22 protein-coding genes and 1 pseudogene are annotated in these 26,641 nt (G+C 72.2%); 17 read left to right on the top strand and 6 right to left on the bottom strand.

The annotated features are described in order from the left end of the window. Positions 1-39: 39 nt before the first annotated feature. From IE242_RS29710 to IE242_RS29740, 8 genes and pseudogenes are all read left to right on the top strand, one after another. Positions 40-957, top strand: coding sequence for an alpha/beta hydrolase (locus IE242_RS29710; protein ID WP_189864726.1), 918 nt, complete (start codon positions 40-42; stop codon positions 955-957). Between the two features lie 266 nt (positions 958-1,223). Then, positions 1,224-1,349, top strand: a pseudogene (locus IE242_RS38130) (hypothetical protein); the annotation flags it as partial. A gap of 164 nt (positions 1,350-1,513) precedes the next feature. Continuing rightward, the gene (locus tag IE242_RS38135) at positions 1,514-1,852 is read left to right on the top strand and encodes a hypothetical protein (RefSeq protein ID WP_229859654.1); all 339 of its coding nucleotides are present in this window, start codon (positions 1,514-1,516) and stop codon (positions 1,850-1,852) included. 105 nt (positions 1,853-1,957) lie between these two features. Further along, positions 1,958-3,073, top strand: coding sequence for a glycoside hydrolase family 43 protein (locus IE242_RS29720; protein WP_189864728.1), 1,116 nt, complete (start codon positions 1,958-1,960; stop codon positions 3,071-3,073). A 5-nt stretch (positions 3,074-3,078) separates the two neighbouring features. Further along, positions 3,079-4,491, top strand: a complete 1,413-nt coding sequence (locus tag IE242_RS29725) for an RICIN domain-containing protein (RefSeq protein ID WP_189864730.1) — start codon at positions 3,079-3,081, stop codon at positions 4,489-4,491. A gap of 23 nt (positions 4,492-4,514) precedes the next feature. Beyond that, positions 4,515-5,576, top strand: coding sequence for a rhamnogalacturonan acetylesterase (locus IE242_RS29730; protein ID WP_373299620.1), 1,062 nt, complete (start codon positions 4,515-4,517; stop codon positions 5,574-5,576). Between the two features lie 107 nt (positions 5,577-5,683). Next, positions 5,684-6,166, top strand: coding sequence for a DinB family protein (locus IE242_RS29735; protein WP_189864732.1), 483 nt, complete (start codon positions 5,684-5,686; stop codon positions 6,164-6,166). Beyond that, positions 6,163-6,945, top strand: a complete 783-nt coding sequence (locus IE242_RS29740; protein ID WP_189864734.1) for an isocitrate lyase/PEP mutase family protein — start codon at positions 6,163-6,165, stop codon at positions 6,943-6,945. Before IE242_RS29735 ends, IE242_RS29740 begins: the two co-directional genes overlap by 4 nt. Before the next feature lie 9 nt (positions 6,946-6,954). Here the strand turns inward: IE242_RS29740 and IE242_RS29745 are convergent, their stop codons facing one another. Beyond that, the gene (locus IE242_RS29745; protein WP_189864736.1) at positions 6,955-8,280 is read right to left on the bottom strand and encodes a jacalin-like lectin; all 1,326 of its coding nucleotides are present in this window, start codon (positions 8,278-8,280) and stop codon (positions 6,955-6,957) included. A gap of 249 nt (positions 8,281-8,529) precedes the next feature. On the opposite strand from IE242_RS29745, the gene IE242_RS29750 reads away from it, so the two are divergent. Further along, complete coding sequence (locus tag IE242_RS29750; RefSeq protein ID WP_189864739.1) at positions 8,530-10,251, top strand: PHP domain-containing protein; 1,722 nt, start codon at positions 8,530-8,532, stop codon at positions 10,249-10,251. A gap of 46 nt (positions 10,252-10,297) precedes the next feature. Here IE242_RS29750 and IE242_RS29755 read toward each other — a convergent pair whose 3' ends face one another. Beyond that, a complete protein-coding gene (locus IE242_RS29755; protein WP_373299621.1) occupies positions 10,298-10,732 on the bottom strand; it encodes a hypothetical protein in 435 nt (144 codons plus the stop codon). Between the two features lie 83 nt (positions 10,733-10,815). Beyond that, entirely contained in the window at positions 10,816-11,343 is a 528-nt protein-coding gene (locus tag IE242_RS29760) for a DUF6584 family protein (RefSeq protein ID WP_189864741.1), read from the bottom strand. Positions 11,344-11,581: 238 nt separating this feature from the next. Here IE242_RS29760 and IE242_RS29765 point away from each other — a divergent pair, with 238 nt between their 5' ends. Beyond that, on the top strand, positions 11,582-12,220 hold the full coding sequence (locus IE242_RS29765; protein WP_229859619.1) for a hypothetical protein: 639 nt from the start codon (positions 11,582-11,584) through the stop codon (positions 12,218-12,220). Positions 12,221-12,260: 40 nt separating this feature from the next. After that, a complete protein-coding gene (locus IE242_RS29770) occupies positions 12,261-12,788 on the top strand; it encodes a hypothetical protein (protein WP_189864743.1) in 528 nt (175 codons plus the stop codon). A gap of 12 nt (positions 12,789-12,800) precedes the next feature. Here the strand turns inward: IE242_RS29770 and IE242_RS29775 are convergent, their stop codons facing one another. Continuing rightward, positions 12,801-15,773 (bottom strand): glycoside hydrolase family 2 TIM barrel-domain containing protein, encoded by a 2,973-nt coding sequence (locus IE242_RS29775; protein WP_189864745.1) that lies wholly within the window; start codon positions 15,771-15,773, stop codon positions 12,801-12,803. 279 nt (positions 15,774-16,052) lie between these two features. Between IE242_RS29775 and IE242_RS29780 the strand changes: the two genes are divergently transcribed. Further along, positions 16,053-17,627 (top strand): FAD-binding oxidoreductase, encoded by a 1,575-nt coding sequence (locus tag IE242_RS29780; protein ID WP_189864748.1) that lies wholly within the window; start codon positions 16,053-16,055, stop codon positions 17,625-17,627. Here the strand turns inward: IE242_RS29780 and IE242_RS29785 are convergent. Both IE242_RS29785 and IE242_RS29790 read right to left on the bottom strand, forming a co-directional pair. After that, positions 17,624-18,868, bottom strand: coding sequence for an FAD-binding protein (locus tag IE242_RS29785; protein WP_189864750.1), 1,245 nt, complete (start codon positions 18,866-18,868; stop codon positions 17,624-17,626). The genes IE242_RS29780 and IE242_RS29785 overlap by 4 nt on opposite strands. 83 nt (positions 18,869-18,951) lie before the next feature. Continuing rightward, entirely contained in the window at positions 18,952-19,848 is an 897-nt protein-coding gene (locus tag IE242_RS29790) for an aminoglycoside phosphotransferase family protein (RefSeq protein ID WP_189864752.1), read from the bottom strand. A gap of 255 nt (positions 19,849-20,103) precedes the next feature. Here IE242_RS29790 and IE242_RS29795 point away from each other — a divergent pair, with 255 nt between their 5' ends. The 5 genes from IE242_RS29795 to IE242_RS29815 all read left to right on the top strand — a co-directional run bounded on the left by IE242_RS29795 (position 20,104) and on the right by IE242_RS29815 (position 26,634). Then, positions 20,104-21,423 (top strand): radical SAM protein, encoded by a 1,320-nt coding sequence (locus IE242_RS29795; RefSeq protein WP_189864753.1) that lies wholly within the window; start codon positions 20,104-20,106, stop codon positions 21,421-21,423. A 218-nt stretch (positions 21,424-21,641) separates the two neighbouring features. Next, positions 21,642-23,198, top strand: coding sequence for a cellulose-binding domain-containing protein (locus tag IE242_RS29800; protein ID WP_189864755.1), 1,557 nt, complete (start codon positions 21,642-21,644; stop codon positions 23,196-23,198). A 284-nt stretch (positions 23,199-23,482) separates the two neighbouring features. Next, positions 23,483-24,592 carry a ribosome small subunit-dependent GTPase A gene (rsgA, locus tag IE242_RS29805; RefSeq protein ID WP_189864757.1) on the top strand — a complete coding sequence of 370 codons (1,110 nt, stop codon included), beginning with the start codon at positions 23,483-23,485 and terminating at the stop codon, positions 24,590-24,592. A gap of 55 nt (positions 24,593-24,647) precedes the next feature. Continuing rightward, entirely contained in the window at positions 24,648-26,120 is a 1,473-nt protein-coding gene (locus tag IE242_RS29810; RefSeq protein ID WP_276530293.1) for an AlkA N-terminal domain-containing protein, read from the top strand. A 1-nt stretch (position 26,121) separates the two neighbouring features. Next, complete coding sequence (locus IE242_RS29815; RefSeq protein ID WP_189864761.1) at positions 26,122-26,634, top strand: methylated-DNA--[protein]-cysteine S-methyltransferase; 513 nt, start codon at positions 26,122-26,124, stop codon at positions 26,632-26,634. Positions 26,635-26,641: the final 7 nt, after the last annotated feature.

Raw genomic sequence — 26,641 nt, forward strand, 5'->3', positions numbered from 1 at the left:
GTCACAGCACTTCCCCACCTGCACCAGGAGACACAGACCGTGAAGACCAGCGTCACCTTCCCCAGCAACGATCTCGCCCTCGCCGGGATTCTCTTCACCCCCGACGACCACGTCGACGGCCGGCTGCCGGCCGTTGTCATCTCCCATCCGGGAGGCGGCGTGAAGGAGCAGAGCCCGAGCATCTATGCCAAGCGCCTGGCCCGCGCCGGATTCGCCGCGCTCGTCTTCGACGCCGCGTACCAGGGCGAGAGCGAGGGCGAGCCGCGCGGCATGGAGAACCCCTTCCAGCGCGCCGAGGACATCAAGTCCGCCGTGACCTACCTGACCACCCGTGACGACATCGACCCGGACCGTATCGGAGCCCTGGGTATCTGCGCGTCCGGCGGTTACGTGCCCTACGCCGCGCAGACCGACCACCGCATCAAGGGCGTGGCCACGGTGAGCGCCGTCGACATGGGCTCGGTGATCCGTGAGGGGCTGGGCCGCACCCAGGACCCGGCGATCCTCAAGGCCCTGCTCGACCAGGCCGGTGCGGCGCGCACCGCCGAGGCACGCGGCGCGGCCCCGGAGCTGGTGGCATGGATTCCCGACAACGCCGAGGAGCTTCTGGAGACCGCTGGCCGGCAGTTCCGGGAGACGTTCGAGTTCTACTGCACCCCGCGCGGTCACCACCCCCGTGCGGTCCAGGGATGGGTGCTGCGCAGCGTCGACCAGCTCGCCCAGTACGACTCGTACGCGATGATCGAGCTGATCTCGCCCCGCCCCCTGCTGATGATCGCCGGTTCGGAGGCGGAGAGCGCCTACTTCAGCCGGGAAGCGATCGCGCAGGCGGCCGAGCCCAAGGAGCTGGTCACCATCGACGGTGCCACCCATATCGACCTGTACGACAGGGACGAATACGTCACCCCCGCCGTCGCCGAGCTCGCCGAGTTCTTCGGCAAGCACCTGGCCGGGTGACCACCCGCCACTGCGGACCCACGGGCAGCAGAGGCAGCCATAGGCCCACATCCTCGCCCTGCCGACGCCCCACTCCGGCCCGTCTGTCGGCAAACGATGGCACCCTCAAGTGATCAACGCACCACCCATGGATGATCATGTGGTCATAAAGGTACAAGTGCGTGGCTACGGGTTTTCGTCGGCTCAGCAGGATGAGATCTGGAGACGCCGGCGGGAGGGGCAGTCCTTCAGCTCGATGGGACGGGCACTCGGGGCGCCGATGCACCATGTCCGCCGGTTCATGTGCGAGCGGCGGCGTGCGCCTGGCCCCGCAACAGCGATCCGAGCGGCATCTGGCCGGCAGCGAGCGCGAGGAGATATCCCGGGGCATCGCGGCCGGCGAGTCTGCCAGGCTGCCGGCGCGGCGGCTGGACAGGGCGGCGTCGGCCATCTCCCGCGAGATCGCGCGCAACGGAGGTCGGGACTGCCACGTGCCGCGTCCGCGGACGCGGCCGCCTACGCGCGCGGGCGCCGGCCCAAGCAGGCCAAGCTTGCCCAGCGGCCGGCTCTGCGGGCGGTGGTGGAGGCGAAGCCGGCCCTGTGCTGGTCGCCCGGGCAGATCGCGGGCTGGCTGCGGCGCCAGTTCCCCGGTGACTCCGCCGTGCAGATCTCCCACCAGGCGATCTACCTCTCGCTTCACGACCTGCGCCGCCGCCAGACGATCGACCGCGGCCTCACCCAGCGGCTGCGGTCCGCACGGCCCATGCGCCGGCCAAGGATCGCGCGTCGGACCTGGCGGGGTGTCATCCGCGGCATGGTGTCGGATGCGCTGGATGCCCGGTTCGGGGCTCTGGCCCAGGGGCGCGCTTCGGTACTTCCGTCTTTCGTCCCGCGCGACCCGTTGACCTCTCCGTAACACGCCTCTACCTTTTCGGCGTTCGGGATGACAGATCTTGTGCGGTATGCCGAACATTCCTGTTCTCTTTTGTTTCCCTCAGTCCCCAGCCGAGAGGCAGCACGCATGAGCCGTGACGACAACCTCCCCACGACCACCGATCGGCGACTGCTCCTGAAGGGCGCCCTCGCCGCGGGCACCCTCAGCGCCCTGCCGCACGCCGCCCACGCAGGGACGGGGACGGCCGCCGGACCGGCCGCGGAGGCGGGCCGCAAGCCCGCCGCCCCCTACGTCAACCCCCTGGTCCGCAACCGCGCCGACCCCCACATCCACCGCCACACCGACGGCCGCTACTACTTCACGGCCACGTCCCCCGAGTACGACCGGATCATCCTGCGCCGCTCCCGCACCCTGCGCGGTATCGCCACCGCCGACGAGAGCGTCATCTGGCGCAAGCACGCGACCGGTGACATGGGCGCGCACATCTGGGCGCCGGAGATCCACCACATCGACGGCAAGTGGTACATCTACTTCGCCGCCGCCCCCGCCGAGGACGTGTGGGCGATCCGCATCTGGGTACTGGAGAACGCCCACCGGGACCCCTTCAAGGGGACCTGGGTCGAGAAGGGCCAGCTCAAGACGGCGTGGGAGACGTTCTCCCTGGACGCCACCACCTTCACCCACCGGGGCACCCGCTACCTCGCCTGGGCGCAGTACGAGCCCGGCATGCAGAACAACACCGCGATCTGGCTGTCCGAGATGGCCGACCCGGTGACCCTGACGGGGCCCCAGGTGCGGCTCACCACACCCGAGTACGACTGGGAGTGCATCGGTTTCAAGGTCAACGAGGGGCCGTCGGTGATCAAGCGCAACGGCCGCCTGTTCATGTCGTACTCGGCCAGCGCCACCGACTCCAACTACTGCCTCGGCCTGCTCACCGTGGACGCCGACGCCGACCTCATGGACCCGGCGAACTGGTCCAAGTCCCCGGTCCCGGTCTTCACCAGCAACGACACGACGCAGCAGTACGGCCCCGGCCACAACAGCTTCACGGTCGCCGAGGACGGCCGCACCGACGTCCTCGTGTACCACGCCCGCCAGTACAAGGAGATCACCGGCGACCCGCTGCACGATCCCAACCGCCACACCCGCATCCAGCGCCTCGGCTGGAAGCGGGACGGGACCCCCGACTTCGGTGTCCCGGTCGCCGACACGCCCGCCACGGACGACGGAGGGGAGTGAGGGAGATGAGACGCGCGTACGCCGTCCTCCTCGCCCTCTGTCTGGCGGTGGCCGGAGCGCTCGCGACGGCGGGCCCGGCCCAGGCGGCACCTCGGACGATCACCAACGGGACGCAGTTCACGGACGTGAGTGGGAACCCCGTGCACGCCCACGGCGGCGGGATCATCAAGGTCGGCGCGTACTACTACTGGTTCGGCGAGCACCGCAACGACGACAACACCTTCCGGTACGTGGACGCCTACCGCTCCACCGACCTGAAGAACTGGGAGTTCCGCAACCACGTGCTCACCCAGGCGACCGACCCCGAGCTGGCCGTCGCCAACATCGAACGCCCGAAGGTCATGTACAACGCGGCCACCGGGAAGTTCGTGATGTGGATGCACAAGGAGAACGGCACCGACTACGGCGAGGCGCGTGCCGCCGTCGCCGTGTCGGACACCGTGGACGGGAACTACACCTGGCGCGGCAGCTTCCGCCCGTTGGGGCAGCACATGTCGCGCGACATCACAGTTTTCGTCGACACCGACGGCACCGGCTACATGGTCTCGGCCGCCCGCGAGAACTACGACCTGCACATCTACCGCCTGACCGCCGACTACACCGGCGTCGCCGCCCTCGTCGCCGACCCCTGGCACGGCGGCCACCGCGAGGCCCCCGCCCTGTTCAAGCGGAACGGCGTCTACTTCATGCTCACCTCGGGCGCCACCGGCTGGAACCCCAACCAGCAGCAGTACGCCACCGCCACCAGCCTCGCCGGTCCCTGGACCGCCATGACGAACGTCGGCGACTCCACCGCGTACGGTTCCCAGACCGCGTGGGTCCTGCCCGTGCAGGGCAGCTCAAGCACTTCCCACCTCTACCTCGGCGACCGCTGGGGCAACTCCTTCGGTGGCCGGGTCAACGACTCCCGCTACGTCTGGCTGCCACTGACCTTCCCGACCTCCACCACGCTGTCCATGTCCTGGACCCCGGAGATCACCGTCGACACGGCCGCCGGGACGGTCACGGGCACGAGCGCCACCTACAACACCCTGGTCGCCCGCCACTCCGGCCGGTGCGCCGACGTCACCAGCCAGTCGCAGTGGCCGGGCGCCCAGCTCAAGCAGTACGACTGCAACGGCGGCGGCAACCAGAGGTTCTGGTTCCGGCCCGTCGGTGGCGGCTACCACCAGCTGGCCGCCCGGCACAGCTCCCTGTGCGTGCGGGAGAACGCCGCGAGTGTCACCCAGGAGAACTGCGACGCGTCGGCCACCGCCCAGCAGTGGTCGGTGACGAGCACGGGCGGCTACGTGACCGTCAGGTCGCGGGCGACGGGCGAGTGCCTGGACGTGAACGGCGCGTCCACCGCCGACTCCGCCGCGATCATCACATACGCGTGCAACGGCGGCACCAACCAGCAGTGGACGCGCGGGACATGAGGAGCATGAGGAGAACACCTTCGATGCGATCCCCACTGAGACGACTGACCATCGCCGCGCTGACGGCGGCGACCCTCGGCACCGTCCTGTCCGCCGTACCGGCGCAGGCGCACCAGCGCGGCGGCCCCGGGCTCGGCATGGAGAACTGCACCGCCACCGCCTGCCACTTCGACGTCCCGCCCGGCACGTACGACGTGAAGGTGGTCCTGGGCGGTGCGGAGGCGGCGAGCACGAGCGTCACCGGGGAGAGCCGGCGCGCGCTCCTGCCGGAGACGGCCACCGAGGCGGGCCGACGGGTCACCCGCGGCTTCACCGTGGACGTCCGCACCCCCGAGGGCGAGCCCACCGGGACCGAGGGCACGCCCGGCCTCGATCTGGCGCTCGGCGGCGACGCGCCCGCCCTCGCCGACATCCGGGTGACCCCCGCCCACCGGGCCCGGCAGATCTTCCTCGTCGGCGACTCCACCGTGTGCGACCAGCCCGGCGACCCGTACGCCGGCTGGGGCCAGCAGCTGCCCCAGTACCTGCGCAAGGGAATCTCCGTCGCCAACTACGCCGACTCGGGCGAGAGCACGGTCTCCTATCTGGCCGACTCGCGGCTGTGGGGCACCGTCCAGCCGCTGATCCGCCGCGGCGACCTCGTCCTCGTCCAGCTCGCGCACAACGACAAGCAGACCGACGAGGCGACGTACCGCGCGAACCTGGAGGCCCTGGTGGCGGGCGTCCGGGAGAAGGGCGGCCGGCCGGTGCTGGTCACTCCCGTCGTGCGGCGCTGGTTCAACGCGGACGGCACCCTGAACAACGGCACGGCGCTGCTCGTCAACGGCCTCGGTGTGGACCACCCGGCGGTGATCCGCCAGGTCGCGGCCGACCACGACGTCCCCCTGATCGACCTCACCGCGAGGACGAAGGAGCTCGTGGAGTCGCTGGGGCCCGAGGGCTCCAAGGCGCTGTACCTCTACAACGAGAAGCGCGACAACACGCACACCTCCGTGAACGGCGCCACCGTGTACGCGGGTCTGGTCCGCGACGAACTGGTCGACCGGCACCTCGTGCCCAAGGGCATGGTGCGTTCGGCCGGGTGAGCCCCTGGGACGCCCCGACCGGAACCGGGGCGTCCCAGGTCCCGCGAAGTCTGTGGCGCGACAACACTTCGGCCGGCGCCGAAACGATCGGCCCCTAGCGTGGCCGCATGACCCGAGCGACCTCTCCCACCACCGTCCACCGCGACCCCGCCGACGCCGTCCTCGCCATGGTCGACCACGTCTTCGCCCGCGCCGCCACCTGGACCGCCTGGGACGGCACCCCCGCGCACGTGGACGACCGCGTGTACACCCCGCACAAGGCGATCCGCCGGGTCGCCGACCACCTGGTCGACCACCTCGCCGAACTCGAGGCCCGGCTGGCGGGCGAAGAACCGCAGCCGGACCACTGGCACGCGTCGGTGATCACCACACCGGCCGACCTCGCGCCGTTCACCCAGGAGGACCTGGACGAGGCCCGCAGCCGGCTGACCCGCCTCGCCCGCATCTGGGCGAACCGGCTGCACGCGCTCACGGACGAGCAGCTCGACCACTCCCCGGGCGAGGGCTGGACCTTCCGCGAACTCGCCCTGCACGTGGCGGAGTCCGTGTACTACGCCGACGCGGTGGGCGATCTCGGAGACCCGTCATGACCGCCTTCGCCGACCTCCACCGAACCCGAACGCGCACCGGGGAGCCGCTGCTGCTGCCCAACGCCTGGGACCACGCCTCGGCGCTGGCACTCGCCGCGGAGGGCTTCGCCGCGATCGGGACGACGAGTCTCGGTGTGGCCGCGGCCGCCGGTCTGCCCGACGGCGCGGCCGCCACGCGCGACCGGACGCTCGAACTCGCCCTGGCCCTCGGCTCGGAGCGGTTCCTGCTGTCCGTCGACGCGGAGGGCGGCTTCAGCGACGACCCGGACGAGGTGGGGGAGTTCGCACGGGAGCTGTACGCCGTCGGGGCCGTAGGGATCAACCTGGAGGACGGCCTCGGTGACATGGCGCTGCACGCCGCGAAGATCGCCGCCGTCAAGGCCGCCGCGCCCGGCCTCTTCGTCAACGCCCGCACGGACACCCACTGGCTGGGCGACGGCGACGACGAGGACACCAGGACCCGCCTCGACGCCTACCGGCAGGCGGGCGCCGACGGCGTGTTCGTGCCGGGCCTGACCGACCCGGACGCGATCGCGGCTCTCGTCCGCTCCCTCGACGTGCCGCTGAACATCCTCTACTCGCCCGCCGGCCCCACCGTCGCACACCTCGGCGCCCTTGGCGTGAGCCGGGTCAGCCTCGGCTCACTGCTGTACCGGCGGGCACTGGGCGCGGCCCTGGAGGCGGTCGCCGGCGTACGGTCCGGCCGGGCGCCGTCCGGCCGTACGCCGACGTACGGCGAGGTGTCCTCGCTCGCCCGGACGGGGCCCGGCGTTCACTGACCGCAGGGTTCAGCGGATCGGCGCGTACAGCACCCCCAGCTTGTCGATCTCGTCGCCCGAGCGGCCCGTGAAGCCGACGATCCGCCAGCCCGAGGGGGCGGTGAAGGTCGTGGCGTCGGAGGTGGGCGAACCGGCCGTCAGCGTACGGCCCTTGTCGGTGGTGAAGGCCGCGGAGAAGACACGGGTGCGGCCGTCCTTCTCACCCCGCGTCAGCCGCACCGACGTGAGGTGCTCGCCGGAGGCCAGGGTCAGGGACGTGGCCGTGCCGCCCGTACCGCCGTGGGACAGGACCGTGCCGTTGTCGTGGGTCAGGGACACCGCGTCCAGGCGTGATCCGCCGCGCAGCGTCAGTGTGCGCGGCGACGGGACGGACGGCAGGTCGTCGGCGTCGTTGAAGGCCGTGCCGTGCGGGCCGCCGAAGAAGTCGCTCGCCCGGAGGGACGGGTCGAGCGTGTACGTGAAGCCGACCGTGTGCGGGAAGTGGTCGGACAGGTGCGCGCCGTCGGAGCGCAGGAAGGACGCCCACTCGTTGCGGTAGCCGGTGGCGTCGAGAGCGACGAGATCACTGCCCCGGTAGAACACCTTGTCCACCACCTCGCAGTCGTCCGTCGGGGCCGCCGCGTCGCACACCAGCGCGTCACCGCCCTGCGCGGGAGGCGTGCCGCCGCGCACCAGTTCCACCCAGGCGTCCGTCAGCCCGTTCTCGTCGAGCAGCGTGCGGATGTTGTCTCCGGTACGGGTGTAGCGCGTGTTGGTGTCGCCCATGACGATCACCGCGTTGCCCGCGGAGTTGGCCTGGATGAAGTCCGACAGCTGCTCGATGTTGGCGCGGCGGGCGGCCAGGGCGGCGTCCGTCACGTCGGCGTTGGTGTGCACGTTGTACAGGTCCACGAAGACACCCTCGGCCAGCCGCACCCGCGCCAGTGTGAAGCCCTTCGGCGTCAGGCAGTCCGTACCGGTGCAGTCGTCCCAGTCGACCCGCTCGAAGTCCTCGAAGGGGTGGTCGGACAGGGTGTTGAGGCCGTCGCCCAGGCCCGCGCCGCCGCTGGTGGCCGTGCGGTACGGGTGGGTGTCGTTGGCGTACAGCGAGGCGTGGTAGTTGAAGTCCTCCTGGACGTTGACGATGTCGTACGCCCCGAGCCGCTGCCCGATGAGCGGTGTGTTCGTTCCCGGGTCGCTGTCGCCGAGCCCGAGCGGCAGGCCCGCGATGTTGTACGTCAGGACGTCGAAGGCGGCGGTGGTCGCGCTCGAGTCGGCCGTTGCGGGTGCGGTGCCGGTGCCGAGCGCCATGAGGGCCAGCGCGCCGGCCGTGAGGGTGCCGAGGATTCGTCTCATGAGGAGGTGTCTCCGGTCCGTTCGTCTGCCTGCGAGGAGCACGAGGAGGAAGAGCGTCGGCACCCAAAGTCGCGGTCAGGAAGTGTGTCGTACAAGGCCGGTCGGGAAAACTGTGAGTGCTGGGGCGAGCGGCCGTGTCCGTGACGCCCGTCGCTCACCCCCTGGTCGTACAACATTCATCTTCTGCCTGGATTCTCCTCACGCGGCGCAGCGGCGCCGCGCACGACAGCGGTATCCAGGAGGCGCGCCATGGGGCACGGACACGGGCATCACCACCACGGACACGATCACAGCCACGCGCACGACCACGGTCACGCGCACGACGCGGCGCCGCTTCCCGCCGCCTTCGACGTCTCCGTGCCGGACGAGGCCCTGACCCCCGAGCAGCAGTCGCGCCGCTCGCTGCTGCGCCGCGCGGGCCTGCTCGGTGCGGGTCTGGCCGCCGGCAGTGTCGTCGGCCAGACCGCCGGCGGCGCCGCACCGGCGTTCGCGGCCAGTGGCAGCAGCCGCAAGAAGAACGGTTTCCTCTGGCTGTCCGGCGACCACCACATCCACACCCAGTACAGCAGCGACGGCAAGTACCGCGTCGTCGACCAGGTCCGCCAGGGCGCCCGGCACGGCCTGGACTGGATGGTCATCACCGACCACGGCAGCGCCACCCACGCCAAGATCGGCGTCGAGAAGGTCAACCCGGACATCAAGGAGGCCCGCGCCGCCTACGAGGACACCCTCGTCTTCCAGGGCCTGGAGTGGAACATCCCGTCCGCCGAGCACGGCACGGTCTTCGTGCACCCCGGCAAGAACGAGGTCTCCGTCCTCAAGCAGTTCGAGACCGGCTACGACGGCGCCGTCAAGGGCGCCACCGCCTCCTCCGCCGCCAACGAGGCCCTCGCCATCGCGGGCCTCAACTTCCTCTCCGACCAGGTGAAGCGGCGCAAGGTCAAGGACGCGCTGATGCTCGCCAACCACCCGGCGCGCAAGGGCATCGACTCCCCGCACGAGATCCGCGCCTGGCGCGACGCGACGCCCGCGAGCCACCGCATCGCCGTCGGCTTCGAGGGCGCCCCCGGCCACCAGGCCGCCGGCCTGCCCAAGCCCAACGGACCCGGCGGGGCCCGCGGCATCTACGACGGCAGCCCGAGCGCCAACTCCTTCGCCGGCTACCCGCTGGAGAGCTACCGCACCTGGGGCGGCTTCGACTGGATGACCGCCACCGTCGGCGGCCTCTGGGACAGCCTCCTCGCCGAGGGCAAGCCCTGGTGGATCACCGCCAACTCCGACTCCCACCAGATCTACGCCGACACCGCAGCGCGTGGCGGCGGCGACTTCAACGCCAACGGCCGGTACGACGACCCGGTCTACGGCGGCCAGATCGACCTCACCGAGAACGACTTCTGGCCCGGCTACTACAGCCGCACCCACGTGGGCGCCGAAGGCTTCCACTACGCCGCCGTCATGGACGGCATCCGCGCCGGCCGCATCTGGGTCGACCACGGCCAGCTCCTCAGCGGCCTCGACGTCCGCGTCTCGGGCGGCAGCCGCTGGGCCACCCTCGGCGGCGCCCTCCACGTGAAGAAGGGCACCAAGGTCACGCTGACGGTGGACGTGGCCCTCGCGGGCGGCCCCAACTGGGCTGGCTTCGTGCCGACGCTCGCGCGCGTCGACGTCATCCAGGGCGACGTGACCGGCGAGGTCAAGGACAAGGACACCTTCACCGCGCCGACGGCCAAGGTCGTCAAGTCGTACGAGGTCAACAAGTCCACCGGCACGGTCCGCCTCACCTACGAGCTCGGCCGCGTCGACCGCCCGCTCTACGTCCGCCTGCGCGGCAGCGACGGCAAGCGCACGGCCGTCGGCGCGATGGGCGCGGCCGTCGACCCGGCGGGCCCGGCCATCGACGTGGTCGGCGACGCGGACCCGTGGCAGGACCTGTGGTTCTACTCCAACCCGGTGTGGGTGCTGCCTTCCTGACGAAGTCACGGGCCAAGAGGAGCCGGCGAAGGAGGGGCCGTTTCCCTCACTGAGCGTTGGTCCGCTGATGTGCGTTCGGTCCCGGCCGGGTCAGCTTCCACGCACGGACCTTGCGGTGGGAGCGGATGTGGTTCTCCTTCCAGGCCGGGAGTTCGGTCTGGCCGGGTCCGTGACGGTGCGGGATGACCAGGCCGGTGCCCCGGTAGCCGCCGTCGGCGATCACTGTGGCGCGGCCGACGGCGTCCTTGGCGCCGGACAGTTCCCATGCCTTGCAGTCGTTGCGACTGCCGGGCAGTGGGCGGCCGACGGCGACGACCAGCAGGACCCGGTCCTCCAGCGGCAGGCTCCATGGCCGGCCCCTCCGGACCGCATCAGCACCCTCGTGCCGCAGTACGGTCACCAGCTTGCCGAACAGGCGAGGGCGCAGCCCGGTGAACGGGGCTGCGCAGGACGGCTCCGAGGCCGTGATCACACCGGACACCACGAGATCATTTCACTCGTCACCGGGTCCGGTTCACGGCAGTTCTGCATGGTCTCACCGACCGAACTTCGAGCGGCGCTCAGTCAGTCGAAGAGGGCAATGAGTCCATTCACCCAGATCGCGAGGAACACAAGGGCCGCCACCAGGCAGCCGACGCCCGCCAGCATTCCCCCGATCGTCCACGGCTCGGAGGGCGCCTCGTACTCCCCTTCCAGGTCGTCCCGGTAGGAGGCGGGGTCGTCCCAGTCGACGGGATGACCCAACTCCTCGGCGCAGGCGGTCCGCACCGCGACCAGCTGCCCCTCCGCGAAAGCGGTGGCGGCTTCCGCCTCGGGGCCCTGCCAGGCGAGGGCCTTCATGCGCCACCCGGGAGACCTGTACCGCGCCTCGAAGGCAGCGGTCTCGATGGCGTTCCGGTCCTCTTCGAGGTACATCCAGCGTCCAGCCTCGGCGGCGTCGCCGTAGAGCCGGTACACCTCGGCCAGACGACGGCGGAGCGTCAGGTCGTGGGGGAAGGACGAGACGAGACCACGCAGGCGCTGGCGTGCGACGGGAACCCGGCCGGCGGCCAGATCTGCATCGACTCGGGTAAGGGTCTCTCTCAGGGGCATGAACGCATGATCGAGTACCGCACTGACCTACGTCGACCTGGTTTCGCCACTCAGCACTCGCTCGCTCTCAACGGCATCGGCCGAACTGCTGCCGTCGGAGCTAGGGCCGGTCGGCTCCGCCTGTTGAACCTGCATGACAGCGAGGGCCTGGCCAAGGCGGGGCGAACTGTTGCACGGGATCTGTTCAGGTGTCGGTCATCTAAGTGTCGTCAGCTGGTTCCGGCAGGTCGCTGCTTCGATGGCACGCTCTGACAGCCGGTTCACCGCTCCACCGGCCCAGCACGACTTCGAGGCAGGTCACATGTCGTTCCCCGTGCAGTCCGAGCCTTCCGGTGACAGCGTTGCGTCGCCTTCGGACTCATACGCCGACGCCCTCACCGTCGACACCGACGTGACGGACCTGCTCGCGGCTGATCACCTGCTCCGGACGCTGGCGTCCGAACTCGTTCTCCCCGAGGACGAGGACGTGATCGGTTGCACGCACCTGATGCGCGACGACCGGCCGCGGGTCGTTCTCTCCTTCGCGCTGCCGACCCGGGAGGCGCGGGACTCCGCCCACGAGCGGCTCACGGCCATGGGGTACGAGGTCACGGACGGCGTCCCCGACGAGGTGGGCCGTGCGGTGCTGTACCCCGGAGTCGCGTCCCTCACGGGCACCGTCACCGTCGCCGAGCTGCTGTCGCGCTCCGCGATCGACCGGGTGACCGTCCTGGGCACCCAGGAGCCGCCCGCACCGGACACCGAGCTGGTGACCCGGGAGCATGTGCGGCCGCAGTGGCAGAACGGTGAGCTCGTGCTGGCCGCCATGCCCGCGGTGGGCGGCAGGCTGGTTCCGTTCGAGGTGCCCGATCCGACTCCGTGCTGCGCGGACCATTGAGCGTCGGCTGAGTGTCAGTGGTGGCCGTTGGCGTGCGGTCATGGCTGACGCGTACACCACCCTGTGGACCAACGACCTCTGCCGGGCGCTCATCTCCGGCGGTTACGAGGGACAGCGGCCGAGCGTGCTGTTCGGCGGGCCGCACCAGTCGCAGCCCAGTTTCGTCCGGGCGGGCGTCCGCCCGGGGGATCGGGTCTATCCGATACGTGTCTTCCGCAAGCGGATGTGGGTCCTGGGGGCCATGGAGGTCGGGCAGCTGCTGGACTACGACACGGCCGGTGAGCACCTCGACATGGAGGACTACCTCCGGCTCGTTCACTGGAAGCCGTTGAAGGGCGGCTGTGTCAGTGAGGTTGTCGTCGGACCGCCCGGCACGCCGCTCGCCTTCGACCGGGCGGTCCCGGGAGACCTCCTCGCCCGGCTGACCTGCCGCTCGCGGCGCGGCGAGCGGCAGATCAAGCACGTCGTGGACGGAGAGCTGCGCAGCGTGGTGAGCCTCCGGGGGATCTACCGGCTGGCACCGGAGTCGGCCGGTGAGCTGGAGGCGCTGGTGGCCGCTGCGGAGTGAGTCCCTGTCCCGTCAGTCTCCGGTTTCCGTCGCCGAGAACACGAACGAGAACTCCGTCCGCCGCGCCCTCAAGTGGTACTGCGGCAGCGCGCCCGGCCCGCACGACTGCGACCCGATGCCCATCTGGCCGTGGTCCAGGTTGACCCACACCCGGTCGCCGTCGGGCCGGAGGTCCGTCAGGTGGTTCGCGGCGTCCAGTTGCTCGGTCGTCCAGCGGCGGGCCGTGAACCAGAACTCCGGGTCGCCCTCGATCCGCAGCCCACCCAGCTCGGCCCAGCGCACATCGGCCCGGGCGCCGTTCTCCTGGGGGCGCACGTACGGGGTCTGCAGCTCGTCCACCGTGGAGTGCCACAGGCCCAGCATCGAGGCCGACCGGGTGTCCGGGTACGCCTCGCCTGGGCCGCCGCCGAACCAGCGCACGCCGGCGGCGGACGAAGGAAGGCCGAAACGGATGCCCAGCCTCGGCAGCGGCAGCGTCCACTCGCCCTCGGGGGTCACGGCCACGGTCAGCTTCAGTCGGCTGCCGTCGGACGTCCAGCGGTAGACCGTGGCGAGGCCCACCTCCCAGCCGGCGGGCGCCACCCGGGTCCGTACCGTCAGCGCGTCGTCGCCCGGCTCCACCGCGTCCAGGCGGTGCCGCATCCGGTGCAGGCCGAGCTTGCGCCACAGCGGGCCGAGGCGCGGGTCGGTCTGCCAGTGCGCGCCGTGGTCGTTGTCGGTGGGCGCCCGCCAGACGTCCAGGCGGAGGCCGGTCAGCTGCGTCGTGCCGATCGTCCGCAGGTCTCCCGTACGGGCGTCGAAGGCGGCCGGGCCGAGAGTGATCAGTCGCTCGCCGGAGGCGACGGGGCTCACCGAGGCTGCGACGGCGGGCCACGGCGTGCGGGCGACCGGCAGTTGGGCCCAGGCCACCACATGGCCCCTCGGGCCCCATGCCGTGTCGTCCGCCAGCAGCGCCCGTACCGTCCACTGGGACTCACCACCGCCGACCACCGCGGGCGGCTCCGGCAGCTTCACCTCCGCCGACTCGCCCGGCGCCAGCGCGGGCACGGACAGCGTGCCGCTCTCCACCGTCTCGCCGTCCACCTCGTACGACCACGCGAAGGCCAGCGCGGAGAGGTCCGCGAAGTCGTACCTGTTCGTCACCCGTACGGTGCCGCCACGCCCCTCTCCCCCCATGCGAACCGGCTCGATCACCTTCTTGTACTCGACCAGGCCGGGCGACGGCGTACGGTCCGGGAACAGCAGCCCGTCGCACACGAAGTTCCCGTCGTGCAGCTCCTCGCCGAAGTCCCCGCCGTACGCGAAGCCGTACCGTTCGTCGGCGATCCCGTGGTCGATCCACTCCCAGACGAAGCCGCCCTGGATGCGGTTGTACGTCTCGAAGATGTGCTGGTAGTCGGCCAGGCCACCCGGCCCGTTGCCCATCGCGTGCCCGTACTCGCACTGTATGAAGGGCAGTTCGCGGCGGCGGTGCGGGCCGCCGTCCAGGCCCTGGCCGATCCGTTCGACCTCCTCGTGGGGGGCGTACATCCGCGAGTAGACGTCCGTGTCGCGGCAGTTCCAGTCGCCCTCGTAGTGGATGAGCCGTGAGCCGTCCCGGTCGCGGATCCATTCCGCCATGGCCGTCAGGCCGCGGCCCGTGCCGGCCTCGTTGCCCAGGGACCACAGCACGACCGACGGGTGGTTCTTGTCGCGCTCCACCATGCGGGCCGCGCGGTCCAGCAGGGCCGGGGTCCAGCGGTCGTCGTCGACGGGATTGTCGCGCCAGGCCTGCTCCACGAAGCCGTGCGTCTCCAGGTCGCACTCGTCGATCACCCACAGGCCGTACTCGTCGCACAGGTCGAGGAAGGCCGGGTGGGGCGGGTAGTGGGAGGTGCGGACGGCGTTGATGTTGTGCCGCTTCATCAGCAGCACGTCCTCGCGCATGGTGTCCAGGTCCAGGGCGCGTCCGCGCTCGGGGTGCCACTCGTGGCGGTTGACGCCCTTGAGGAGGACCGGACGGCCGTTGACCTTGATCAGGCCGTCCTCCAGGACGACCGTGCGGAAGCCGATCCGGAGCCGGACGCGCTCGCCGGCGGTGGCCAGGACGCCGTCGTACAGCTTCGGTGTCTCCGCCGTCCACGGGTCCACGGGGACCGTCACCGGCTCGCCCGTGGCGACGTCGACGCCGAGGGCGGGCACGGTGACCCGGCCGGGGACGTCCGAGTCGACGCGCAGGGTGCCGGCGCCCTCGACGTGGTCGTACGACGCGTGCACGAAGAAGTCCGTCACCGCGCCCGCCGGGCGGTGCAGCAGCGTGACGTCACGGAAGATGCCCGGCAGCCACCACTGGTCCTGGTCCTCCAGGTACGAGCCCGCCGACCACTGGTGGACGCGGACCGCGAGGACGTTCCCGGCGGGCTTCAGCAGATGCCCGACCGCGAACTCGTGCGGCAGCCGGGAGCCCTTGAACTCGCCGAGCTCCGTGCCGTTGAGCCAGACGCGGGCGCACGACTCGACTCCGTCGAAGCGCAGCAGCACCGTGTCCGTGTCGTCGCCGTCGGTGCCGTCCGCCGTCGGCCAGTCGTCCGGCAGGTCGAAGGTGCGCAGATGGTCGCCGGTCGGGTTCTCGGTCGGTACCCGCGGCGGGTCCACCGGGAACGGGTAGAGGTGGTTCGTGTAGATCGGCGAGCCGAAGGCGCCGTCGCCCTGCAGGACCCAGTGGCCCGGTACGGACACCTCGGCCCAGTCCCCGGCGTCGTAGCCCTCGGCGGCGAAGGATCCGTCCTCGGCGTCGGCCGTGCCCGACAGCCGGAATCGCCAGCGGCCGTTCAGGGACAGGGACGCGGCGTCGGAGGAGCCGGGGGCGTACCAGGCGCGCGGCGGCAGCGCGCCCTGGCCCGGCGAGACGTCCTCGACGTAGTCGGTGGAGCTGATGGAGTCGGTGGTGTCGGTCGGAGTGATGTTATCGGTAACAACGGTGGCAGCGGTGCTGCGGAGTGACATCGGTCTCCTAGTTCAGCGTTCAGCCCTTGACGGTGGTCTGTGCGACGCCCCGCACCATTCGGCGCCCACGGAAGTGGAACACGAACACCACCGTGTTCTCCAGCCCTTCGGAAGCTCGGCGGGACCAGTACGACTAACGGAACCGCTCGGCGCGGCGAACGGGGTTGCCCGTGCCGGTCGGCACGATGGGCGTGCGGAAGCGTGCCGACGTCGTGCCGAGGAGAGCGGAGAGCAATGGTGGGAATCAGTCGCCGGAGCGTGTTGCGGCGTGGAGCGCAGGTGGCGGCCCTGACCGGTGCCGTTCTGGTACCGGGCGAGGCGGTCCGGGGAGCCGTCGCCGACCCGAACCGGGCCGGCGGCCCCGACCTGCCCGCCTCGGCGTGGCGGCAGCTGAGCCGGCGCCTGAGCGCGGGCGCGGGACTGTACCGGCCGAAGGACGCCCCCTACAAGCACCTGGTGCTGCCGAACAACCGGCGTTACGCGGCGGTGCGGCCGGCCGGTGTCGCCGCGTGCGCCACGGAGGGCGACGTGCGGGCGGCCCTGCGCTGGGCCGCCCACCACGGGATGCCGTTCGCCGTCCGCTCGGGCGGCCACAGTTTCGCCGGCCATTCCACCACCACGGGACTGCTGATCAGCCTGCGCCGGATGAAGAGCGTGGTGCCCAGCGGAGACGACCGGCTCGTGGTGGGCGGCGGGGCCACCGTCGGGGAACTGCACGACGCGCGGGCCGCCCACCTGTACGTCCCCGGCGGCCGCTGCCCCACCGTGGGCGTGGCCGGGCTGACGCTCGGCGGCGGGCTCGGCTTCAACGACCGCAAGTGGGGCATGACCTGCGACCGGCTGGCCGAGACCCGGCTCGTGCTGGCCGACGGCTCCCTCGTACGGGCCAGCGAGCGTGAGAACGCCGATCTGTTCTGGGCCTGCCGGGGCGGCGCGGGCGGCAACTTCGGCATCAACACCGGCTTCACCTACCACGCCGTCGACGTCCAGGGGCAGTCCGTCGGCGTCTTCGACCTGTCCTTCCCCGCCGTGCGCGGCGTCGAGGTCATGGACGCGGTGCAGGACGTCCTGGCCGCGGACCGGCACCACGACTTCGATCTGCAGATCACCTTCAGGAGCAAGGGGGAGGACGGCGGCGCCACCCTCTCCCTGCTGGGCCAGCGCCTGGGCGACGAGGACGCGCTGCGCCGCGCCCTGCGCCCGGTCCTGTCGCTGAAGCCGGCCAAGCAGTTCCTGCAGCAGCGGCACTTCTTCGACGGTCAGAAGTACCTGTGGACCTCTCCGCCCAAGCCCGAGGCCGGCGCGTTCAAGTGCCTGGTCGCCGACCGCCGGCTCGACCGGCACACGGTCGTGGACGTCATCGACTGGATCGAGGAGTGGCGGCCCGGCAAGGGCGAGAACTCCGCCTACGTGGCGATGTTCGCGATGGGCGGCGCGGGCACCGCCCCGGCACCGGACGCGACCGCCTACCCGCACCGCCGCGCCACCCTGGTCATCGACATCGGCACCCACTGGCAGCCCGGCGCCCCGCGGTACGTGGTCGACCGGCTCCTCGACCAGCAGCGTGCCCTGTACCGCACCCTGCGCCACGGCCTGCGCACCGACGCCGCGTACGTCAACTTCGCCGACCCCGATCTGCACGACTGGCAGCACGCCTACTACCAGGGCAACTACGAGCGCCTCGTCACCGTCAAGCGCCACTACGACCCGACCGGGCTCTTCCGCCACGCCCAGGGCGTCGGCGGGTCCGGCGGCCGGAACGGCCCGGCGACCGGAACGACCAGCGCGACCAGAGTGACCAGAACGACCAGCGCGACCGGACGACCGGAACGGCTGGACGGCCGGAACGGCTAGCCGCGGAGCACGTCCCGTACGAACGCGTTGCGGAACTTCTCCTCCGGGTCCAGCGCGTCGGCCAGTGCCCGGAAGTCGTCCAGCCGGGGGTACCGGTCCCGGAAGCCCGCCGACGGCACCGTGAACACCTTGCCCCAGTGCGGGCGCGGCGCGAACGCCTCCAGGGCCTCCTCGACCAGGCGCACCACGGGCAGCACGGCCGTGAAGTCGTCGACCCAGGTGAAGTGGAGGGCGACCGTGTCCCGCCCGTAGGAGGGGCTCAGCCACTGCTCGTCCGCGGCCACGGTACGGACCTCGCAGATCTGCAGCACGGGCGCGATCACGTCCCGTATCCCGTCCAGCGCGTGCAGCGCGTCCGTCGCGTGCGGGCGGGGCAGCAGGTACTCCGACTGGATCTCCGCGCCGCTGCTCGGCATGAACTCGGCGCGGAAGTGCGGCAGCCGCTCGTGCCAGGGGCCGGGGACGCCGGACTGCTGCGTGCAGTTGACGGCCGGCATCCCGGGCACGGGGTGCACCGCCTCCGTCGCGGGCGCCGCCCACGGGAAGTCCGGCAGCGGCCGGTCGGTGCGCCGCTTGACCCACACGTGGTTGAAGCGCGGCTCCCGCCAGTCGGTGAACAGGCTCACGCTGTACGCCGTCGCCGTCACGGCCGCGTGGTCGAGCCCGGCCAGCGGCAGGCCGACGTAGACGTGCTGCTCGACGTCGAAGGCCGGTTCGAGGTCGAGCGTCAGCGCCGTCACCGCGCCGAGGGCGCCCAGGTTCGTCACCGCGCCGCCGAAACGGGCGTCCCCGCGCGCGAGGGTGACCGTCTCCCCGCCCGCCGTGACCAGCTCGACCTCGCGTACGGCCGACGCGAGCGGGCCGTTCCCGTCCCCTGACCCGTGGGTGCCGGTCGCCACCGAGCCGGCCACGGAGATGTGGGGGAGGGAGGCCATGTTGGGCAGGGCCAGCCCGTGCCGGTGGACGGTGGCGGCGAGTTCCGCGTACCGGACGCCGCCGGCGACCCGTACCGTACGGGCCGCCGTGTCGACCTCGACGATCTGCGGCAGCTCCGCCAGCGAGAGGAGCACGCCCTCGTTCCCCGGGTCGGCGATCCGGTTGAACGAGTGCCCGCTGCCGAGGACCCGCACCCGCGCGCTCGCCGCGACCAGGCTCCGCAGCGCCTCGACGGAGCGCGGCCGGTGCACCTCCTTGGCCGTGTAGGTGATGTTGCCCGCCCAGTTGGTCACGGTCTCGGCCATCGGTGGTGTCCCTTCCGCAATCTCGCCGCGTCGGTGGCGACGAGGTGTGTACGACCGCATCCCAGCCGAAGGACGCCGCGTGATCAAGAGCTGGTGGCCAGGAGTTCCCGGACGACATGCCGCGCGACGGCCGCCATGACCGGGTTCGTCTCGCGGTAGGCCCGCAGTTCGAGGAGCGCGACGGAGAGGGCCCAGCCGCGGCCCCGCGCCCAGGCCGCGCCGTCGGCGGCCAGCGCGGTACGGAAGACGGGGCGTGCCGTGGCGGGCAGGAGGTACCAGGCTGCGATCAGGTCGACGGCCGGGTCGCCGAGGCCCAGACAGCCGAAGTCGATGACGGCGCTGAGCCGGCCGCCGGACGTCAGCACGTTCCCGGGCTGCAGATCGGCGTGGATCCAGACCGGCGGGCCGGGCCAGGGCGGGGCGGCGAGCGCCGCCTCCCAGACGGCGGTCGCCGCACCGGTGTCGACGACGTCCACGACGTCCCGCAGCTCCGCCAGGGCGGCGCGGGTCACCGCGTCCCGCTCGGCCAGGGGCTCGCTGCGGTAGGAGGGCGGGCCGCCGGCGGGATCGGCGCGGTGCAGCGCGGCGGCGAACGCCGCCAGGTCGCGGGCGAGAGCCTCCTGGCCGGTACCCGGTGCGGCGGCCAGGTGAGGCCGCGGGTTCTCCCCGTCCAGCCACCGGTACACCGACCACCCCCAGGGATAGCCCTCGCCGGGCGCGCCCTTCACCAGGGGTACGGGCACGGGCACCGGAAGCCGCGGGGCGAGCCGCGGCAGCCACGTGTGCTCCTTGTCGACGTCCTGTGCGGCACCCGCGATCCGGGGCAGCCGGACGGCCAGGTCCGCGCCCAGCCGGAACATGGCGTTGGCCGTGCCGGCGGAGCGTACGGGTACGACGGGGAGGTCCGCCCACCGGGGGAACTGCGCGGCCACCAGCCGCCGTACGAGGGAGAAGTCGATGATCGTGTCGTCGACGCGCATCGGGCCATGGGAACGTTCCTGCCGGGTGCACGTCAACCGGTTCGATCGGGGTCCGGCCGCCGGTTCGATCGGGATCCGGTCGCCGCCCGGGTGACCGACATCACCGAACCACCCGTGACCTGCGTCACCTCCGGGCGTCGCGCGCCCTCGTGGGGGGACCCGGCGCCGGTCGTGCCCAGGCAGGGGCATACCGTGAGGAGTCGAGCACAAGAGCCTGAGCAACCCCGGAGCGAGTCGGGAGCGAGGAGAGACGGGATGGGCAGCCGTACGGCGCTGGTCGAGGATCTGATGGAACGGTTCCCGCATGTGCCGCGGGAGGCGGTCTTCAAGGAGGACCTGCTCAGGGGCGGGGTGGCCTTCGACAAGTCGGCCCTCACCGGCAACGAGGACGGCGACGTCAAGCCGAAGTCGTACTTCATCTTCTCCTTCGACCACGGCACCCTGCCCGAGCTGGGCGAGGCCGCGCTGAACCGCCCGCCCGAGGAGATCATCCTCACCGGCGGCCCGTACGACCTGCGGCGCACCGTGGTGTCCGTGCGCGTGAACCCGTCCTCCCCGTACCGCGTCGCCGCCGACGAGGACGGCATGCTCGGCCTCTACCTGGACGGCAAGCGGATCTCGGACGTCGGCGTCCCGCCCATGCCCGAGTACTACCGGCACAAGCTCTCCAACGGGAAGTCCGTGATGGAGGTCGCCCCGACCATCCAGTGGGGCTACCTGATCTACCTCACCGTCTTCCGGGTCTGCCAGTACTTCGGCGCCAAGGAGGAGTGCCAGTACTGCGACATCAACCACAACTGGCGCCAGCACAAGGCCGCCGGACGCCCCTACACCGGTGTGAAGGACGTGGAGGAGGTGCTGGAGGCGCTCGAGATCATCGACCGGTACGACACCGCGAAGGCCTCGACCGCCTACACCCTCACCGGCGGCGCGATCACCAAGACGGTCTCCGGTCGTGACGAGGCCGACTTCTACGGCCACTACGCCAAGGCCATCGAGGAGCGCTTCCCCGGCCGCTGGATCGGCAAGGTGGTCGCCCAGGCGCTGCCGCGCGACGACGTGCAGCGGTTCAAGGACTACGGCGTGCAGATCTACCACCCCAACTACGAGGTGTGGGACGAGTACCTGTTCAAGCTGTTCTGCCCGGGCAAGGAGCGCTACGTCGGCCGCGACGAGTGGCACAGGCGCATCCTCGACTCCGCCGAGATCTTCGGCCCGCGCAACGTCATCCCGAACTTCGTCGCGGGCGTGGAGATGGCCGAGCCCTTCGGCTTCAAGACCGTCGACGAGGCCATCGCCTCCACCACCGAGGGCCTGCGCTTCTTCATGTCCCACGGCATCACCCCCCGCTTCACCACCTGGTGCCCGGAGCCGACCACCCCGCTCGGCAAGGCCAACCCGCAGGGCGCGCCGCTGGAGTACCACATCCGCCTGCTCCAGGCGTACCGGCAGACGATGGAGGACTTCGGTCTCTCCTCCCCGCCCGGCTACGGCCTGCCCGGCGCCGGCCGCGCGGTCTTCTCGGTGAGCTCGTTCATGGACAGCCTGCCGGCGGACGCGGAGGCCACCGTCTGAGACCGGTCCGGGGCGAGCAGGGCAGGGCCGGGTGAGCCGGGTCGGACCGGGGTGAGCAGGGCCGGACCGGGACGGTGCAACTTGCGTTACCGGTGAGACGTTTGTGGCTCGGGCGCGTACGATTCAACGGCGGATTCAGCAGCGGCGATCGGCGGCCATCACATCCGGCCGGCACATCTGAAGACGCGGCCCGTCAGTTGTGCGGACGCAGGAGACCCATGCCCGACCTGCCCAAACCCCAGGACGCCAGCGAGGCCACGCTGCTCTCCGAGTGCTGGGACGCGGTCCTGTCGTACGCCGATCTGTGCACCTCCGGCTCGTCCACGGCGTCCCGGCTGGCCACCGAGGCGTTCACCCAGGGCATCCAGGAGACACGTGCCGAGGCTCGTGCCGAGGTCCGCGCCGGGGAGGCCAGGACCGGCCGGGGCAGGGGCCGCCGCACGCCGCGGCTGCCCAACATCCCGTTCCTGCTGACGGCGGTGCGCACCACGGCCGTGTCCTGGGAGGCCGACGGGCGGGGCCACCACCTCGACCCCGACCTGCGGCTCTGGCTCAACTCCGACCAGGCCGCCCGCTACACCGGGCCGCCCCCGCGCCGCCCGCTCGCGCTGCGCGCCCTGGGCGACCTGCGGGAGGCGGACGCGGCCCTGCTGTGGCTGGCCGAGGTGGAGTCGCTGCCGCTGCCCGCGGTCGCCCGGCGGCTCGGCCTCGACCCGGCGTCGGCGGCGGACGACCTCGCCCACGTACGGGCGCGGTTCCGGGACGGGTGCCGCCGCGCCCACCTCGACAGCCCCATGGACGCCGACTGCCGCGCTTACGCGCGCATGCTGGACGCCGTCACCCGCGCACCCGGCACCGACACGCCCGAGGACCTCTCGCGCCACCTCGCCACCTGCGTCGGCTGCGCGGAGGCGGTCGCCTGTCTGCGGCTGCACGGCGGCGGACTGCCCGCCGCGCTGGCGGGCGGCGTCATCGGCTGGGGCGGCCTCGCCTATCTGGAGCGGCGGCGCCGGGCCGCCGAGGCCGGGCTGAGCCCCGGCCGCGCGGACGCGTCGGGCACCGACCGGGGCCTGTCGCCCGGCCGGGAGCCCAAGCCGCGCATCGGCCGCGCCGGCCTGCTGACGGGAGCCGGCCTCGTCTCCCTCCTGGCCCTCGCGGTCACCCTGATGCCCTACGGCTCCGAGGACCGGGACCGCGCGGGCGGCGGCACGGAGAGCCGCGGCCCGGTGGCGGACACGGCGTCGGCACTGCCCACGGTGGCACCCCGGCCGTCCGCCGGTTCGGGCCACCTGTCGGAGTCACCGCACGCCGGCACGGCACCCACGCCCGCACGGACACCCACGTCCACGCCGATGCGGACGCCGGCGACGCGGAGCGCCGAGCCGGTGCCGCAGGGCGAGGGCGCCACCCCGGCCCGGGTCTCGCACCGGCCGATCGAGCCCACGCGCTCCACGGACGCCTACTGCCACCTCCGCTACGAGATCGTCAACGAGTGGCCGGACGGCTTCCAGGCCACGGTCACCGTCACCTCCGCCGAAAACCTCGACGGCTGGAGCATCGGCTGGGATTTCGGCGACGGCCAGCGCATCACCCACATGTGGGACGGCTCCTTCAGCCAGGACCACTCCCATGTCACGGCCTCCGCGGCCGACTACAACCGGACCGTCACCGCCGGCGGCACCTTCGGCGTCGGCTTCATCGCCTCCCGGCAGGGCGGCAACGACGTCCCGGACGGGTTCACGCTGAACGGGCGCGCCTGCGTCGCGGTGAGCTGAGAAAAACCGATTGACGGGGCCGGCCGGTGGCCCGCTAGGGTGAGGGCACTTCGCCGCACGGAACTTCCGTACGGCACTGGGAACTCCCGTACGGATACGTCGTGTACGGGTACGTCGCAGAACGGAACGGAGGTGTCGACCCGATGGCTGTCACGGTGACGAGCGCTGCGCGCATCCACGAACCCATCAAGTCCACCTCCGTGGCCACCGGCTGACCTTCCACTTCTTTTCTCTCTTCGCGCCTGCGAGCGCGCAGCCGGGGCCGCCCCTGTGAAGGGTCCCTCTTGAATCTCTCCTCTCTTCCGCTCTCCTCGGCGTCGTCGCACCCTCTCGCTCCCTACGGCTGGGACGAGGCCTGGGCCGGCGAGTTCGCCCCGTACGGCACCCAAGGGCTCCTGCCCGGGCGGGTGCTCCGGGTCGACCGCGGCCAGTGCGACGTCGTCACCGCCGACGGGGTGCTGCGCGCCGACACCGCGTTCGTGACGCCGCACGATCCCCTGCGGGTCGTGTGCACCGGTGACTGGGTCGCCGTGGAGCCCGGCGGCAACCCGCGCTACGTCCGGACGTATCTGCCGCGCCGCACCGCCTTCGTGCGCTCCACCTCCTCCAAGCGGTCCGAGGGGCAGATCCTCGCCGCCAACGTCGACCACGCCGTCGTCGCCGTCTCCCTCGCCGCGGAGCTCGACCTCGGCCGGATCGAACGGTTCCTCGCGCTGGCCTGGGAGTCCGGCGCCCAGCCCGTGGTCGTGCTCACCAAGAGCGACCTCGTGCCGGACGCGGTGACGATCGGGCACCTCGTGGCCGACGTGGAGGGGACCGCGCCGGGCGTACCGGTGCTGCCCGTCAGCGCCGCCACCGGGGACGGCATCGACGTCCTCGGCGCGGTGCTGGCCGACGGCACCTCCGTGCTGCTCGGGCAGTCCGGCGCCGGCAAGTCGACGCTCGCCAACGCGCTGCTCGGCGAGGACGTCATGGCGGTGCAGGCCACGCGTGACGTGGACGGCAAGGGCCGCCACACCACGACCACCCGCAACCTCCTCGCCCTGCCCGGCGGCGGCGTGCTCATCGACACCCCCGGGCTGCGCGGCGTGGGCCTGTGGGACGCGGAGACCGGCGTCGGCCAGGTCTTCGCGGAGATCCAGGAGCTGGCCGCCGACTGCCGCTTCCACGACTGCGCGCACATCGCGGAACCGGGGTGCGCGGTCCTCGCCGCGGTCGAGTCGGGCGCGCTGCCCGAACGGCGCCTCGACAGCTACCGCAAGCTGCTCCGCGAGAACCAGTACATCGTCGCCAAGACCGACGCGCGGGTGCGCGCGGAGATCCGCCGGGAGTGGAAGCGCCGGGGAGCGGAGGGGCGCGCGGCGATGGCGGCGAAGCGGGGGCGTCACCGGTAGGCGGGGGCGCCGCCCGCGGCACGGCTGCCGGAGCCGGACGGACGACGGAGACGCCATGTCCGATTTCCGCCAGCCGCGCCGCGGGCGGTCCCGCAGACTGGAAGGCGTGATTGACGAAGAGACCAGGTACGAGGCCGTGCGGAGCAGGGACGCGCGCTTCGACGGCGTGTTCTTCTTCGCCGTCGGGACGACCGGGATCTACTGCCGGCCCAGCTGCCCGGCGGTGACGCCGAAGCGGCACAACGTGCGGTACTACGCGACCGCCGCCGCTGCCCAGGGCGCCGGGTTCCGGGCCTGCCGGCGCTGCCGGCCGGACGCCGTGCCCGGCTCCGCCGAGTGGAACGTACGCGCGGACGTCGTCGGTCGTGCCATGCGCATGATCGGCGACGGCGTCGTCGACCGGGAGGGCGTCGCCGGACTGGCCGCACGCCTCGGCTACAGCGCCCGCCAGGTGCAGCGGCAGCTCACCGCCGAGGTGGGCGCCGGGCCCGTGGCGCTCGCCCGGGCCCAGCGGGCGCACTCCGCGCGCGTGCTGCTCCAGACCACCGGCCTGCCGGTCACGCACATCGCGTTCGCGTCCGGATTCGCCAGCGTGCGGCAGTTCAACGACACGATCCGCGCCGTGTACGCCGCCACGCCCACCCAGCTGCGCGCCGCCGCACCCCGCCGGGACGCCCCGGCCCGGGGCGAGGGCACCCCGGCCGCCGGGATCCCGCTGCGGCTCGCGTACCGGGGTCCGTACACGTCGGCCGCCGTGTTCGACCTGCTGGCCGCCGAGGCGCTCCCCGGCGTCGAGGAGGTGAGCGGCACCCGTGGACACCGTACGTACCGCCGTACGCTGCGGCTGCCGTACGGCACCGGGATCGCCGCGGTCGGCGAACGGCCGGGCGGCGGCAACCCGGTCCAGGGCGGCGGCTGGCTGGACGCCCGGATCCACCTCACCGACCCCCGCGACCTCACCACCGCCGTCCAGCGGCTGCGGCGGCTCTTCGACCTGGACGCCGACCCGTACGCCGTCGACGAGCGCCTCGGCCGCGATCCCCGCCTCGCCGCGCTGGTCGCCGCACGGCCCGGGCTGCGCTCGCCCGGCGCCGCGGACCCCGAGGAACTGGCCGTGCGCGCGCTCGTGGGCGCGGGGGAGGCGGAGCGGCTGGTGCGGTCGTACGGGAAGGCGCTGGACGCCCCGTGCGGAACGCTCACCCACCTCTTCCCCGAGCCCGCCGCCCTCGCCGCCGCCTTCCCGGCCGGCGAGCCGCTGGGCGCGCTCACCGCCGCGCTCGCCGACGGGACGCTGCGGCTCGACGCGGGCGCCGACCGCGACGACGCGGAGCGGGCGCTGCGCGCGCTGCCGGGCATGGACGCCCGTACGGCCGCCGTCATCCGCACCCGCGCCCTCGGCGACCCCGACGCGGCACCGCCGGACGCGGACGCCCCCGCCGCCTGGCGCCCCTGGCGCTCGTACGCCCTGCGCCACCTGAGCACCGTGGACGCGCACGACACGTCGCGCCCCGAGAAAGCCGGAGTCTGACATGCCCCAGCACCCGCACACCCCGCAGCACGTGTACTACACCCACCTCGACAGCCCCGTCGGCGAGCTCCTGCTCACCGCCGACGACACCGGCGCCCTGACCTCCCTCTCCGTGCCCGGCCAGAAGGGCGGCCGGGTCGCGCGGCCGGAGTGGCGGCACGACCCGCGGTGGTTCGACGAGGCGGCGGAGCAACTCGCCGCGTACTTCGCCGGTGAACTGAAGGAGTTCGAACTCCGGCTGAGCAGCAGCGGAACCGCGTTCCGCGAGCGGGTCTGGGCCGCGCTCGCCGACGTCCCGTACGGCAGCACCGCGACGTACGGGGAGATCGCCGCGCGCGTCGGCGCCTCCCGCGTCGCCGTCCGGGCCGTGGGCGGCGCGATCGGCGCCAACCCGCTGCTCATCGTCCGCCCGTGCCACCGGATCATCGGCGCGAACGGCTCCCTCACGGGCTACGCGGGCGGCCTCGACCGCAAGCTGCGGCTGCTGACGCTGGAGGGGGCGCTGGTGCCGTAGCGCCACG

This window comes from Streptomyces poonensis (assembly GCF_014650915.1).
GTDB lineage: Bacteria > Actinomycetota > Actinomycetes > Streptomycetales > Streptomycetaceae > Streptomyces > Streptomyces poonensis.